13 protein-coding genes are annotated in these 13770 nt (G+C 69.6%); 7 read left to right on the top strand and 6 right to left on the bottom strand.

Annotation, left to right across the window (positions count from 1 at the left end; genetic code table 11):
• Positions 1-128: 128 nt before the first annotated feature.
• Complete coding sequence (phoU, locus tag N1032_RS02970; protein WP_259537343.1) at positions 129-788, top strand: phosphate signaling complex protein PhoU; 660 nt, start codon at positions 129-131, stop codon at positions 786-788.
• 81 nt (positions 789-869) lie between these two features.
• Here the strand turns inward: phoU and N1032_RS02965 are convergent, their stop codons facing one another.
• Entirely contained in the window at positions 870-1625 is a 756-nt protein-coding gene (locus tag N1032_RS02965) for a phosphoglyceromutase (protein ID WP_259537342.1), read from the bottom strand.
• Positions 1626-1669: 44 nt separating this feature from the next.
• Between N1032_RS02965 and N1032_RS02960 the strand changes: the two genes are divergently transcribed.
• Complete coding sequence (locus N1032_RS02960) at positions 1670-2500, top strand: class I SAM-dependent methyltransferase (RefSeq protein WP_259537341.1); 831 nt, start codon at positions 1670-1672, stop codon at positions 2498-2500.
• Between the two features lie 32 nt (positions 2501-2532).
• On the opposite strand, the gene N1032_RS02955 is transcribed toward N1032_RS02960, so the two are convergent.
• From N1032_RS02955 to N1032_RS02935, 5 genes are all read right to left on the bottom strand, one after another.
• Positions 2533-2961: a hypothetical protein gene (locus N1032_RS02955; RefSeq protein ID WP_259537340.1), complete on the bottom strand. Its 429-nt coding sequence runs from the start codon at positions 2959-2961 to the stop codon at positions 2533-2535.
• Positions 2962-2998: 37 nt separating this feature from the next.
• Positions 2999-4096 (bottom strand): FUSC family protein, encoded by a 1098-nt coding sequence (locus tag N1032_RS02950; RefSeq protein ID WP_259537339.1) that lies wholly within the window; start codon positions 4094-4096, stop codon positions 2999-3001.
• 2 nt (positions 4097-4098) lie between these two features.
• A complete protein-coding gene (gene ygfZ / locus N1032_RS02945; protein WP_259537338.1) occupies positions 4099-5301 on the bottom strand; it encodes a CAF17-like 4Fe-4S cluster assembly/insertion protein YgfZ in 1203 nt (400 codons plus the stop codon).
• An 8-nt stretch (positions 5302-5309) separates the two neighbouring features.
• The gene (locus tag N1032_RS02940) at positions 5310-6011 is read right to left on the bottom strand and encodes a nitrobindin family protein (protein WP_259537337.1); all 702 of its coding nucleotides are present in this window, start codon (positions 6009-6011) and stop codon (positions 5310-5312) included.
• A gap of 118 nt (positions 6012-6129) precedes the next feature.
• Positions 6130-6396: a hypothetical protein gene (locus tag N1032_RS02935; RefSeq protein ID WP_259537336.1), complete on the bottom strand. Its 267-nt coding sequence runs from the start codon at positions 6394-6396 to the stop codon at positions 6130-6132.
• Between the two features lie 66 nt (positions 6397-6462).
• Between N1032_RS02935 and N1032_RS02930 the strand changes: the two genes are divergently transcribed.
• The 5 genes from N1032_RS02930 (at position 6463) to N1032_RS02910 (ending at position 13633) form a co-directional block, all read left to right on the top strand.
• The gene (locus N1032_RS02930) at positions 6463-7155 is read left to right on the top strand and encodes a response regulator transcription factor (RefSeq protein WP_259537335.1); all 693 of its coding nucleotides are present in this window, start codon (positions 6463-6465) and stop codon (positions 7153-7155) included.
• Positions 7124-8023 carry a mycothiol synthase gene (gene mshD / locus N1032_RS02925; RefSeq protein WP_259537334.1) on the top strand — a complete coding sequence of 300 codons (900 nt, stop codon included), beginning with the start codon at positions 7124-7126 and terminating at the stop codon, positions 8021-8023. Before N1032_RS02930 ends, mshD begins: the two co-directional genes overlap by 32 nt.
• A 118-nt stretch (positions 8024-8141) precedes the next feature.
• Positions 8142-10403, top strand: coding sequence for a glycosyl hydrolase family 8 (locus tag N1032_RS02920; RefSeq protein WP_259537332.1), 2262 nt, complete (start codon positions 8142-8144; stop codon positions 10401-10403).
• 123 nt (positions 10404-10526) lie between these two features.
• On the top strand, positions 10527-12707 hold the full coding sequence (locus tag N1032_RS02915) for an RNA degradosome polyphosphate kinase (protein WP_259537330.1): 2181 nt from the start codon (positions 10527-10529) through the stop codon (positions 12705-12707).
• Positions 12704-13633 (top strand): NUDIX hydrolase, encoded by a 930-nt coding sequence (locus N1032_RS02910; RefSeq protein ID WP_259537328.1) that lies wholly within the window; start codon positions 12704-12706, stop codon positions 13631-13633. The genes N1032_RS02915 and N1032_RS02910 overlap by 4 nt, the downstream gene beginning before the upstream one ends.
• Positions 13634-13770: the final 137 nt, after the last annotated feature.

Here is a 13770-nt window from a genome sequence, read left to right as displayed (position 1 = left end):
GCGGCACCTCGCGTTAACCTGGCCCCCAGAGGATGGAAAGGTCGCCTGCCGATCGCGTCGCAGTCGTCGCGCGCACGGGTGTTCCACACTACGACGTATCCGCCGTACCGAAGAAAGGACCCCTCCGCATGCGAGAGGTATTCCAGCAAGAGCTGCGCGAGGTTCAAGATCGTCTCGTTCAGATCTCCGAGCTCGTGACCGTGGCCATCACGAACGCCACCACGGCGTTCAACGAGTCGAACGTCACGCTCGCCGAGACCGTGATCGCCGAAGACCCGAAGATCGATGCCCTGGCGGCGAGCCTCGACGAGCTCGCGATCGGCATTCTCGCGCTGCAGCAGCCGGTCGCCCGCGATCTGCGCATCGTCGTCACCGCGCTGCGGGTCAGCTCCTCGCTGGAGCGCATGGGCGACATCGCCGAGCACATCGCCCAGCTCGCCCGCTACCGCTACCCCGACAAGGTCGTGAAGAAGAGCCTGCGACAGACCTTCGCCGAGATGGGCCGGCTCGACGTCGAGATCGCCAAGAAGCTCACCGTGCTGCTGCGCACCGAGGATGTCGCCCTGGCCGACGAGATGCGCAATGACGACGACAAGATCGACGAACTGCACGTGAGCGTCTTCGACGCCGTTCTCGGCTCGCACTGGAAGGGCGAGGCGGTCGACACCGTCGACGTCACGCTCGCCAGCCGCTACCACGAGCGCTTCGCCGACCACGCCGTCTCGATCGCCAAGAAGGTGCAGTACCTCGCGACGGGCGAATGGCCCGGAGCCACCCAGAACGCCTGACGCGTCACCTCCCGTTCACCTCGGGAGACGAAGAAGCCCCCGGCCCTCTCGCGAGGTCGGGGGCTTCTCACTGCCTTCGGGCTACTTCTTCGCGCCCTGCGCGGCGACGGCCGCGGCGCCGGCCGCGGCGGCCTCGGGGTCGAGGTACTCGGCCGGGCCGAGGGGCGCGAACGCGGCATCCAGTTTGTAGACGAGCGGGATGCCGGTGGGGATGTTGAGCTCCGCGATCTCGTCGTCGGAGATGCCGTCGAGGTGCTTCACGAGCGCGCGCAGCGAGTTGCCGTGCGCCGTGACGAGCACGGTCTTGCCGAGCGCGAGGTCGCCCTGAATATCGCTCTGCCAGTAGGGCAGCATGCGCTCGATGACGTCTTTGAGGCACTCGGTGCGGGGCACGTCGTCGCCGAGGTCGGCGTAGCGCGGGTCGCCGACCTGCGAGTAGGGGTCGTCGTCGGCGATGGGCGGCGGCGGCACGTCGAACGAACGGCGCCAGAGCTGGAACTGCTCGGGGCCGTACTCGGCGAGGGTCTGGGCCTTGTCTTTGCCCTGCAGCGCCCCGTAGTGGCGCTCGTTGAGCCGCCACGAGCGCTTGACGTCGATCCAGAGCCGGTCGGCGACGCCGAGGGCCAGGTTAGCGGTCTGGATGGCGCGGGTGAGGCGCGACGTGTAGAGCACGTCTGGCAGCAGACCCGAGGCCGCGAGCAGCTCGCCCGCGCGCTTCGCCTCGCCGACGCCGACCTCGCTGAGGGGCACGTCGACCCAGCCGGTGAAGAGGTTCTCTTGGTTCCAGGTGCTGTTGCCATGGCGCAGCAGGATCAGGGTGTAAGGCTCTGTAGGCATGCTCCAATCCTATTGCGGGCCGGGCCGCGTGATTGGATGGGGGAATGCCGATCGGCGCGATCACCCGCGGAACCACCAACACCAACCGGCTCCGCCGCGTCGACCGCTGGATCAGCACCCTTCCCGTGCTGCGGCGCACGGCCGACCCCCTCGTGGTCGACCTCGGTTACGGCGCGAGCGGCGTCACCGCCTTCGAGCTGCAGGCCCGGCTCGCGAAGCACCGGCCCGACGTTCACGTGCGCGGCCTCGAGATCTCACCGGAGCGCGTCGCCACCGCGACCGCGCAGCTGAAAGACGTGCGCGACGGCCGCAGCCCGTTCGCCCGTGACGCCCGGGTCGACTTCGGTCTCGGCGGCTTCGAGGTGCCGCTGCCGGCCGGTCGACTCGCCGCCGTGGTGCGCGCCTTCAACGTGCTGCGGCAATACGACGAAGACGCGGTCGCGGATGCCTGGCGGCTGATGGTCGGTCGTCTGCAGCCCGACGGCGTGCTGGTGGAGGGCACCTGCAACGAGCTGGGGCGGGTGAGCAGCTGGGTGGCGGTCGGCCACGACGGGCCCCGCACCCTCACCGTCTCGCTGCGCCTCACCGACCTCGAGCATCCGTCGATCGTGGCCGAGCGGCTGCCGAAGGTGCTCATCCACCGCAACGTGCCCGGCGAGCCGGTGCACCGGCTGCTCACCGACCTCGACCGATTCTGGCAGCACAACGCCGGTCTCGGCACCTACGGCCCTGGGCAGCGCTGGATCGCCACCGCCGAGGCGATGCGGTCGAACGGATGGCACGTGTCGACCCCGCGGCGCCGGTTGCGCCTCGGCGAACTCACCGTGGCGTGGGCCGACGTCGCCCCGCTCGGCTACGAGTGGGCGGGTGCCTGAGCGGCCGACGAGCCCACTCCCGTGAGCCCGCGCTACTTGATGGGAACGGTGACCTCTTTGTCGCCCACGCGCACCACGAGGGGTTCCGTCGTGGTGACGTCGTTCGGCGTCGGGAACGTGGTGGTGTGCGGCACGTAGTCCATCGTGCAGATCTGGTCGGCGGGCTGCGCCACCGGCACGATCTCGACCACGTTGCCCTCGCCGGCCGGGTCGATCACGTTCAGCCGACTGCCGATGACCGGGCAGGTCGAACTGCCCGAGACGGCCACCGCGATGCTGTCGCCCTCGTTGAGCCAGAACGCCTGGAGACCGGAGTCGTCGGGCTCGGATTCGCCCGCGATCTGCTCTTCGCCGGGCAGGCCCGAGAAGTTCGCCATCGGGCCGGGGAGCGTGCAGCCCGTCAGCACGAATGCGAAGGCGAGTGCTGGAATGGCGAGCAGGGCTGACTTTCGCATCTTCATGGCTTTACGGTATCGGAACCCGGGAGGGTTTCGCCCCTCATTTGGTGATGTCGGGCAGGGCCCGGCGCGCCTCGTCGAGGGGCATGCCGCTCGCCGCCAGCAGATCGAGCACGAGCGGCCTGAGCGAGAGCACCACGGATGCCTCGGAGAACGGTTGACCGGGGGTGAGAGTGCGCGGATCGAGCGTGATCGCGATCAGCACGAGACTCTGCCGCACGAGCGGCCGCAGGTCGGGCCGGTCGATGCTCTGGGCGAGCATCGACGTGGCACTCTGGATGCCCGCCACGGCATCGGCGAGCTGGGGCCGGGGCGTGTCGTCGGCCAGGGTGCTGAGGCGGCGGCTCACCACGCGCAGGTTGCGGGCGGCGTGATCCATGTTCAGCTGCATCACCTGCAGGTCGGCGAGCTCCTGCCGGTGCCGGCGCAGGAACGGCGAGATGCGCGAGATCGCGACCGCCGAGTCGAGCGAGGCCTTCCACTGCTCGGTCAGCGCCTGCGTCTCGCGGGCCTTGCTCAGCACGAACTCGGCGGTGCTGCGGTCGCCGAGCCGCAGCACCGTGACGAGCGACGTCACGATCGCGTCGAAGGCGGCGAAGAACCGCAGTGCCTCGCGCCGCGCGGCCCGGCGCGGGTCGCGCGGCAGCAGCGCCGTGCTGGCGAGCGCCACGAGCCCGCCGATCACGGCGTCGGCGGTGCGCGTGAACGGGCCGCCCGGCGGGATGGGCATGAGCGACACCAGCGCCGCCTGCACGGCCGCGACGATCGGCAGCCCCGGCACCGGCGACAGGGCACGGGCGAGCAGCAGCGTCAGCAGCATGGTGAGCGCGAACTGCCACACCCCTTGGCCGAAGCCCAGCAGGATGACCTCGCTCAGCACGATGCCGATCGTCATGGCGATGGCCGTCTCGAGCACCCGCCGCGGCCTCGCGTCGAGCACGAGTCCGAGGCTGGAGAGCGTCACGGTGACGGCGACGATGGGGTATTCATGACCGAGCAGGTAGCGCGCGAGCACGTAGGCGACCGTGACCGCCACCACGAGCTGCAGGATGGCCGGCAGGCTCGCGCCCGAACGCTCGACGCCGCCGGATGCCGCAGCGCGCCACCGCTCACGTCGGGAGGCAGACGGGTCGCTCACACTCAGCGGGTGCGGGCGCCCAGTCGCGGAAGCCTGGGGACGCGGCCGACGGCGGCACCCGCTTCGGGCGACACGATCGACTCGGCCGTCGCGGCAACGTCACCGTCGGCCGTGCGCACGACGAGCGGCGCGTCGGGGTCGACCTGACGCTTCACCACGGCGAGCGCGATCGGGCCCCATTCGTGGTGGATGCCCACCGAAGTGACATGGCCCACGGCGTCGGCCGGGGTGCCGGACTGCGCAGACCGGATGTCGCCCGGCACGCCGGCGAACACCTCGTCGCCCGCGGCCGGCAGCACCGCCTCCGAGCCGTCGAGGTGCAGGAACACGAGCCGCCTGGGCGGGTGGCCGAGGTTGTGCACCTTCGCCACCGTCTCCTGGCCGCGGTAGCAGCCCTTGCTGAGGTGCACGGCCGAGCGCAGCCAGTCGAGCTCGTGCGGAATCGAGCGCTCGTCGACCTCGGTCGACAGGCGGGGGCGCCACGCGGCGATGCGCAGCGCCTCGGCGGCCAGCAGGCCGGCGACGGCGAGCTCTCCCGAGGTCACGGCATCGGCGAGCGCCGGCAGCGACTCGCGCGGCACGAGCGTCTCGCGCCACCACCAGTCGGCGCCCGGGTGGTCGGTGACCTCGGCGTACTGCACTCCCCCGGCCACGACCTCGGGCCACGGGTCGGCCCAGGTGAGCGTCACGCCGTTGCCCGACGCGGCCACGTCGAGAAGGGCGGCCGGGGCGGAGGCGTCGGCCGACGAGGCCAGCCAGCCGATGGTCGCGAACTCCTCGGTGCGGTCGGCGATCTCGACCCGCAGGGTGAACCTCATGCTGGCGAGCCACGTGGCCAGCGGAGCGGTCTCGTCGGCGTCGACGAGCAGCCAGGCCGTCTCGCCGTCGTCGAGCACCCGGATGGCGTGCTCGATGCGGCCGTTGGCGCCGAGCAGCAGCGTCTCGGCCGACTCGCCCGCGGCGAGCGCACGGATGCTCTGGCTGGTGACCGAGTCGAGCCAGGTCAGCCGGTCGGGGCCGCTGACCGAGATGACACCGCGGTTCGAGAGGTCGACGACCGCGCGCACGGCTCGGCCCGCGGCATCCGGCCCGGCAGCGAGCATCCGTTGTTCGACGAGGGGGTTGCCGTAGTGCGACGCGATGCCGGAGTCGGCACCGGATGCCGCGACGGCGCCTGTGAGCGAGAGGAACGGTGAGGCGGCCAAGAAGCCCTTCAATCCGCCTTCGCGAGGCGCGCCGAGGCGTGAGTGCGAAGACTCTGGCCGAGGGCGGCGATGTCCCACGCCCACAGCAGGTGGTTGTCGACCAGGCCGTAGAGACGGGTGGCCGCGGAGTATTCCTTCGCCGACTGGGTGCGCACCACGGCGTCGGTGGCGAGGTCGATGCGAGGGCCCTTCACCTGACCGAGGTAGAGCTCGCTCACGCCGGTGGGGTGCACGATCGACACCTCGATGTCGAAGCCGTCGGACGAGTTGCGGAGCGCCTCGACCGACTGGGCCGTGTTGAACGGCCGGGGGCCGACCCCGGGCAGCATGCCGGGGCCCACGTCGCCCTCGATGTGCAGGCGGCTGAGACGCCAGTAGCCGGTCTCGGCGGTGAGCGGGATGGGCGGCGTCTCGTCGCTGTCGTCGGTCTTCTCGCCGAGCAGCCAGGTGTAGGAGCTGTAGTTGAGGTAGGGCAGGCCGTCGTGGCTGAAGCTGATGCGCTGGCCGAATTCGCGGGAGACGCGCGCGCCGGCACCGGGCTCCCCGGCGGCTTCACCGCCGGTCGCCGAGTCGGCATCGCCCGTGCCCTCAGCGCCCGGATCGCCCTCGTCGCCGATGGCGTAGTCGATGACGCCGGTGCCCTCCCAGACCCCGATCAGCCATGACAGAGGAACGAGCTCGGCGGGCAGATCGGTGGGGATCTCGATCATCGTCAGCGCTGGCCGCGGAACAGCTTGTAGATGACGACACCCGACACCCAGGCGATTGCGAGACTCGCAAGCCCGAGAAGGCCGATGAACAGGAGTTCGAGCGCTACGTAGGACATGGTCAAAGCTTAGCGCCCGCGGCGAAGGCGAGCGGCCCCAGCACCACGGTGGCGACGGCGAGGATCAGCACCGCGCCGCCGAGGCTCGCCGAGACGCGGTTCACGAAGCCCTTGCGCTCGGTGACCACGAGCTGGATTCCGAAGGAGAGGAGCAGCGCCAGACCGAGCACGACCGGCATGAACACGAGGAACGAGGCCGGTGAGACGAACAATCCCACGGCCACGACGGCGAGGATGGTGAGAATCCATACCGGGACTACGCTTCTCATGAGCAGACTCATACCCGACATTCTGCCCGATAGTATGTACCGCAGGCGTTCTCTGGAGGATCTTACGTGGCGCAGTTGTTGATCCTGACCTCTGCGGTCGACCGAGAGGTGTTGCCCGCTCTCTCTCTGCTGAGTCACCGCACACGACAGATTCCGGCCGAACCCTCCCAGCTCGTCAACACGCCCAACAGCGATCTCATCTTCGTCGACGCCCGCCACGACCTCGCCAGTGCGCGGTCGCTCTGCAAGATCCTCAGCACCACCGGCATCGGGGTTCCCGTCGTGCTCATCCTCACCGAGGGCGGGCTCACCGCGGTCAGCGCCGAGTGGGGAGCGGCGGATGTCGTGCTCGAATCCGCCGGGCCCGCCGAGGTCGACACGCGCATCCGTCTTGCCATCGGCCGCCAGGTGCAAGACCAGTCGACGTCGAAGATCCAGGCCTCGGGCGTCGTGATCGACGAGGCGAGCTACTCGGCCCGGGTGCACGGTCGCCCGCTCGACCTCACGTTCAAGGAGTTCGAGCTGCTGCGCTTCTTCGCGATGCACCCGTCGCGGGTGTTCACGCGCGAACAGCTGCTCAGCGAGGTGTGGGGCTACGACTACTTCGGCGGCACGCGAACCGTCGACGTGCACGTGCGGCGGCTGCGCGCGAAACTGGGCGACCTCGAATCGCTGATCGGCACCGTGCGCAACGTGGGGTACCGCTTCAACTTCTTCGAGGACGACAATGAGCGACTCGCTCACTCTCTCAATCAGTAGCCCCGACGACGCTCGCGAACCCTTTCTGAGGCTCGTCGCCCGGGCGGCGCTGGTCGACGGCCAGCAGCCGTTCAACGACCAGGCCCTCGTCGACGCGGGCAAGGGCACCCGGTCGTTGCTGCTCGCCGAGCGATCGACGACCGTCGTGGGCGCCGCCATCGTGGGCCAGGGCGAGCTCGAGTTCGTGATCGACCCGGAGTGGCGCGAAGAGGGGCTCGGGCGTCAGCTGCTCGACATCCTGCTCGCCAACCGGGGGCGCGGGGCCGAGCCGCTGCGGGCGTGGGCGCACGGCGACCATCCGGCCAGTCGGCGTCTCGCCGCGACCCACCGGTTCGACGCCATCCGCACCCTGCTGCAGCTGCGCCGCGAACTGCCCGCCTCCGCCGGACCCGAGACGGCGTTGCCCGAGGGCTTCACGCTCTCGAGCTTCCGCGGGGGAACGGATGCCGACGACTGGGTCGACCTCAACGCCCGGGTGTTCGCCGACCACGCCGAACAGGGAGCGATGACCACCGAAGACCTGCGGTTCCGCATGTCGGAGCCGTGGTTCGACCCCGACGACTTCTTGCTGCTGCGCGACGAGCGCGGGCGACTCATCGGCTACAACTGGCTGAAGGTCGAGCCCGACGACGAGCGGGTGGGCGAGATCTACGTGATCGGCATCGACGAGGCGCACGCTGGGCAGGGGCTCGGCCGCTACCTCATGAACCGGGGGCTCGCCCGTTTGATCGAGCGGGGCTGTGCGCAGGCCGCCCTGTTCGTCGACGCCGACAACACCCGGGCGGTGGCACTGTATCGGTCCCTCGGGTTCACCGACCACACGATCGACGTGCAGTACCAGCAGCGCGTGGTGCCGGCGCGGCGCTGAGCGAAGGCCGCCCCGGTGTCGTGCTCGAACGGGGGTAGTGCGCTCACCGGCGGGGTCTGCCTAGACTGAGGTATTCTCGGCGACATCGCCGCACACTCCCCGAAGCGAGGTGCCTGACGTGATCGACACCCGCTCGCGAGGCCGACGTCTGGCCGAATGGATCGTCGCGGGCCTCGTGCTCGCCCTGCTGCTCGGCGGGATGGCCCCGCTGTCGGGCGCCTCCTCGGCATCCGCGGCGGTGCCCGACCCGCGGCGGCCGTTCGGGTCGCACCTGGTGAACCTGCCGTCGGGCTCGGCGACGGCGCCGGGCGGCCGCACGGCGGCAGATGCCGACGTGCGGGCCGCCTACGACGCCTGGAAGAAGCGCTACCTCAAGGCCGGCACCCCCACCGTCTGCGGCACCGACACGTATTACGTCGACGCCTCCTCGGCGACCGGTTCGATGGTGGTGTCGGAGGGCCAGGGCTACGGCATGGTGATCACCGCCCTCATGGCCGGCCACGACGCGAACGCCCGCGCGCAGTTCGACGGGCTCTACCGCTACGTGCTCGACCACCCGAGCGAGGTGAACCCCGAGCTGATGGCCTGGCACCAGGGCGCCGACTGCGCGAGCTTCCCGGGCGACGCGGGCTCGGCGACCGACGGCGATCTGGATGTCGCCTACGGGCTGCTGCTCGCCGACACCCAGTGGGGCAGCTCCACGCCCGGCTCGTTCGACTACCGCGCCGAGGCCGTCTCGTTGATCGCCGCGATCGGCGCCAGCGAGATCAATCCCACCACCCGCCTGCCGAAGCTCGGCGACTGGCCGGAGTCGGGCACGCCGTTCTGGTTCGCGACGCGCAGCTCCGACCTCATGATCGACCACTTCGTCGCGTTCCAGAACGCGACCGGCGACGCCCTCTGGGGCCAGGTGGCCACCGCTGCTGCCGCGCTGGTGACGACGATGCAGGGTCAGGCGACGGCGACCGGGCTGCTGCCCGACTTCATCGTGAACACCAATGCCACGCCCAACCCGGCGCCGGCGAACTTCCTCGAATCGGCCAACGACGGCAACTTCTCCTACAATGCGAACCGGGTGCCCTGGCGGCTGGCGTCGGCGGCTCTGCTCACCGGCAACGCGGCCGCGCGCACGGCGTCGGTGAAGATCGCCGACTGGGTGCAGACCTCCACCGGCAGTGATCCTACGAACATCCGCGCCGGCTACACACTCACCGGCACGCAGCTGGTGAATTACGGCGACATCGCGTTCAGCGCGCCGATGGCGGCGGCCGCGGCTGTGCCGACCGCGACCGGCGCCGACCAGAGCTGGATCGAAAAGATCTGGAGTTCTGTGAAGACCACGGTGACCGGCGCAGCCTCGGCCGGGTATTACAGCGACACCATCGGGCTGCAGGTGATGCTGCTGCTGTCGGGCAACTTCTGGCTGCCCGACACGAACGCGGCGACGGGCGCCGGCGGGGTCGTGCCGATCGGCGGGGCGGACCGCTACGCGGTGTCGGCCGGCGTCTCGGCGCAGACCTTCGTGCCCGACCGCGAGACGGTGTACATCGCCTCGGGCGAGGTGTTCCCCGACGCACTGTCGGCGTCGGCCGCGGCCGGCACGGTGGGGTCGCCGGTGCTGCTCGTGGCGCGGGACTCGATTCCGGCGGTGATCGACGTCGAACTCAGGCGACTCGACCCCCTCAACATCGTGCTGCTCGGAGGAGCGAACACGATCAGCGCCGGTGTGGAAGCTGCTCTCGCCGGTTACATCGACCCGGGCGGATCAGTGCAGCGGGTCGGAGGCGCCGATCGCTACGCCGTCTCGGCGGCTCTCTCGGTGAAGACCTTCCCCGGCGGAGCAGCGGTCGCCTATGTCGCGTCGGGGCAGGTGTTCCCCGATGCCCTCGCGGGCGCGGCAGCAGCCGGCGGGCAGAAGGCGCCCGTGCTGCTGGTGTCGAAGGACTCCGTGCCTGATTCCGTGGCCGCAGAGCTCGACCGGCTGAATCCCTCGCGCGTGGTGCTGCTCGGCGGAACCGCGACCGTCTCCGATTCGACCAAGAACTCCATCGCCTCCGCCGCCGGGGTGTCGACGGTGCAGCGCATCGCCGGCGCCGATCGCTTCGCCGTCGCCGCGGCGATCTCCACGGCCACGTTCCCGGCGGCCGCCACCCGCACGGTCTACGTCGCCTCCGGAGCGGTCTTCCCCGACGCGCTCTCGGCATCGGCCGCCGCGGCGAAGGAGCACGCGCCGGTGCTGCTCGTCACCCGCGACTCGGTGCCGGCCTCGATCGTGGCCGAGATGCAGCGGTTGCGTCCCACCCGTCTGGTTGTGCTCGGCGGCCTCAACACGGTGTCGCCCGAGGTGGTCGCGCAACTCGGCGCCCTGATCTACGGCTGAGTCGGGGTGGAGCACGAGGTGCCGGATGCCTCCTGTTCTGCACAGGCCGCGGTGGCGGCATCCGTCATCCACCGTTTACGTCGGGCGATGCCCGCGGTCACGCCCGGGTGACATGATGTTCAGATGGACGACGACATGATCTCGCTCGACGCCGGTGTTGTCACAGACTTCGACGACGATTACGACGAACTGGCCGTGACCACGAGCGGCCCCCCGCTGCCCGAGGGCCGCTACCTCGACCGCGAGCTCAGCTGGCTGGCGTTCAACAACCGGGTTCTCGAACTCGCCGAAGACCCCACCCTGCCGGTGCTCGAGCGGGCGAACTTCCTGGCGATCTTCGCATCGAACCTCGACGAATTCTTCATGGTGCGGGTCGCCGGCCTCAAGCGGCGCATCCTGACCGATCTCGCGGTGCCCACGAACGTGGGCCGCCGGCCCACCGACGTGCTCGACGACATCTCGATCCGCGCACACGAGCTGCAGGCCCGGCACGCCGACACGTGGCAGAACGCGGTGAGTCCGGCATTGGCCGAGGCCGGCATCCGCATCGTTCGCTACAGCGAGCTCGACGAAGCCGACCGCGCCAACCTGCGCGAGATCTTCTCGCAGCAGATCTTCCCGGTGCTCATGCCGCTGGCGGTCGACCCGGCGCATCCGTTCCCCTACATCTCGGGGCTGTCGCTCAACCTGTCGGTGCGCGTGCGCAACCCGAAGAACGGCAAAGAGGAGTTCGCGCGGCTCAAGGTGCCGCAGGTGCTCAACCGGTTCATCCGGGTCGACCAGCGCGAGACGGTCACCGACCTGCGGTTCATCCCGCTCGAAGACCTCATCGCCAATCACCTCGGCGACCTCTTTCCGGGCATGGAGGTCGTGGAGCACCACGTCTTCCGCGTCACCCGCAACGAAGACGTCGAGGTCGACGAAGACGAGACCGAGAACCTGCTGCAGGCGCTCGAGAAAGAGCTGCTGCGGCGGCGTTTCGGCCCGCCCATCCGGCTCGAGATCACCGACGACATGGATCCCGTGACCCTCGAGCTGCTCGTGCGCGAGCTCGACATCACCGAGCAGGAGGTCTACCGCCTGCCGGCGCCGCTCGACCTCGGCGGCCTGTTCGATCTCACGCGCATCCCGCGGCCCGACCTCAAATACCCCAAGCACGTTCCCACCACGGCGGTGGCGCTGCTGCCGCCCGAGCCGAACGCGAAGCCCGACATCTTCAAGGCCATCTCGCGCGGCGACATCCTGCTGCACCACCCCTACGAGTCGTTCGCCACGAGTGTGCAGGCGTTCCTCGAGCAGGCGGCCGCCGACCCGCACGTGCTCGCCATCAAGCAGACGCTCTACCGCACCTCGGGCGACAGCCCGATCGTCGAGGCGCTCATCGACGCGGCCGAGGCGGGCAAGCAGGTGCTGGCGCTGGTCGAGATCAAGGCGCGCTTCGACGAGCAGGCCAACATCTCGTGGGCCCGCAAGCTCGAGAAGGCCGGCGTGCACGTCGTCTATGGGCTGGTGGGCCTCAAGACCCACTGCAAGCTCGCCCTCGTCATCCGGCAGGAGAAGGGCCGGCTGAAGAGCTACAGCCACATCGGCACCGGCAACTACAACCCCAAGACCTCGCGCATCTACGAAGACCTGGGCCTGCTGACGGCCGACGACCAGGTGGGCAAGGACCTCACGCGTCTGTTCAACGAGCTCTCGGGCTATGCCATCGAGAAGAAGTTCAAGCGTCTGCTCGTGGCTCCGCTCCACCTGCGCAAGGGGCTGCTCAAGCGCATCGCGGTCGAAGAGGAGAACGCCCGCAAGGGGCTGCCCTCCGGCATCCAGATCAAGCTCAACTCCATCGTCGACGAGGCCATCATCGACGGCCTCTACCGGGCGAGCCAGGCCGGCGTTCCGATCCAGCTCTGGGTGCGGGGCATCTGCGCCCTGAAGCCGGGTCAGGAGGGGCTGAGCGAAACCATCACGGTGCGCTCGATCCTCGGCCGCTACCTCGAGCATTCTCGCATCTTCTCGTTCGTGAACAACGGCGACCCCCAGGTCTACATCGGCAGCGCCGACATGATGCACCGCAACCTCGACCGCCGGGTCGAGGCGCTCGTGCGGCTCGTCGACCCCGACCACCTGGCCGAGATCGACAAGCTGTTCGCCCTGGCCATGAGCGACGAGGTCACCTCGTGGGCGCTCGACCAGACCGGCCAGTGGACCAGGCGGGTCGTCGACGCCGAGGGCGACCACCTGATCGACCTGCAAGACCAGCTCATGCAGCAGATCAGCCGCCGCAAGCGACCGGGCACCACGCGGTGACGGTCTTCGCCGCGGGGGCGGTGTGCTGGCGGATCGTCGACGGCAAAGTCAACGTTCTCGTCATCCACCGGTCGGCGCACCGAGACGTGTCGTTGCCGAAGGGCAAGGTCGACCCCGGCGAGACCCTGCCCGAGACGGCCGTGCGCGAGATCTCCGAAGAGACCGGTCTGCGGGTCACCCTCGGGGTGCCGCTCGGCATGACGAACTACACCATGCCCAACGGGCGCGAGAAGGTCGTGCACTACTGGGCGGCCGAAGCCACCGATCAGGCCGTGCTCGCGTCGACCTTCCTGCCCAACGGCGAGGTCGCGGCGCTCGAGTGGCTGCCGATCAAGAAGGCGCTGGCGGCGCTCACCTACGAGCGCGACGCCGAGATCGTGGAACGGTTCCGCATGCTCGTCGACGAGGGGGTCACCCGCACCTTCGCGATCATCGCGCTGCGGCACGCCAAGGCGACACCGCCCTACCAGTTCTCGGGCCCGGATGCCGCCCGACCGCTCACCGAACGCGGCCGCAACGAGGCCAAGAGCATCGTGCAGAGCCTTCGCGCCTTCGGCCCCGAGAAGATCTTCAGCAGCACCGCCAAGCGCTGCCTGCAGACCGTGGAGCCCGTGTCGAAAGCCCTGAAGCTCTCGGTGCGCGAGACCGACCTGATCAGCCAAGACGCCTGGGAGTCGGGCGAGAGCGGCGTGCGCGAGATCATCGGCAAGCGCATCCGCAAGCGTGTGACGGCCGTGGTCTGCAGCCACGGCCCGGTGCTGCCCGACATCGTGCGCGAGGTCGCGCTGGCCACCGGCACCGTGCCCGCCGCCACCGTCTCGCGGGCCGGCGATCTGCCGGTCGCGGGTTTCTCGGTGCTTCACCTCTCGGTCGATCGACCGGGGTCGGGAATCATCGCGATCGAGACGCACGCGCCCATCGCCTGAGCCCGGCATCGCGGCGATCGATGCGCGTCGTTAACCTTCCGTTCACCTTCGTGCGGGTCACTCGTTAAGCACCCCGCTTAGTCTCCTTGTCGGGTCAGCACCGACCCGACCTGCGCGCGCCTGTACCGATGACTCGA

Origin of the sequence: Herbiconiux daphne, from assembly GCF_024979295.1 — a bacterium.
GTDB lineage: Bacteria > Actinomycetota > Actinomycetes > Actinomycetales > Microbacteriaceae > Herbiconiux > Herbiconiux daphnes.
The sequence above is the reverse complement of the archived record's forward strand: the minus strand, read 5'-3'. Positions and strand labels throughout refer to the sequence as shown.

Excerpts from the sequence above, each read along its gene's own strand:
- phoU (WP_259537343.1), top strand. The coding sequence starts at position 129 with ATGCGAGAGGTATTCCAGCAAGAGCTGCGCGAGGTTCAAGATCGTCTC.
- N1032_RS02965 (WP_259537342.1), bottom strand. The coding sequence starts at position 1,625 with ATGCCTACAGAGCCTTACACCCTGATCCTGCTGCGCCATGGCAACAGC.
- N1032_RS02960 (WP_259537341.1), top strand. The coding sequence starts at position 1,670 with ATGCCGATCGGCGCGATCACCCGCGGAACCACCAACACCAACCGGCTC.
- N1032_RS02955 (WP_259537340.1), bottom strand. The coding sequence starts at position 2,961 with ATGAAGATGCGAAAGTCAGCCCTGCTCGCCATTCCAGCACTCGCCTTC.
- N1032_RS02940 (WP_259537337.1), bottom strand. The coding sequence starts at position 6,011 with ATGATCGAGATCCCCACCGATCTGCCCGCCGAGCTCGTTCCTCTGTCA.
- N1032_RS02935 (WP_259537336.1), bottom strand. The coding sequence starts at position 6,396 with ATGAGAAGCGTAGTCCCGGTATGGATTCTCACCATCCTCGCCGTCGTG.
- mshD (WP_259537334.1), top strand. The coding sequence starts at position 7,124 with ATGAGCGACTCGCTCACTCTCTCAATCAGTAGCCCCGACGACGCTCGC.
- N1032_RS02915 (WP_259537330.1), top strand. The coding sequence starts at position 10,527 with ATGGACGACGACATGATCTCGCTCGACGCCGGTGTTGTCACAGACTTC.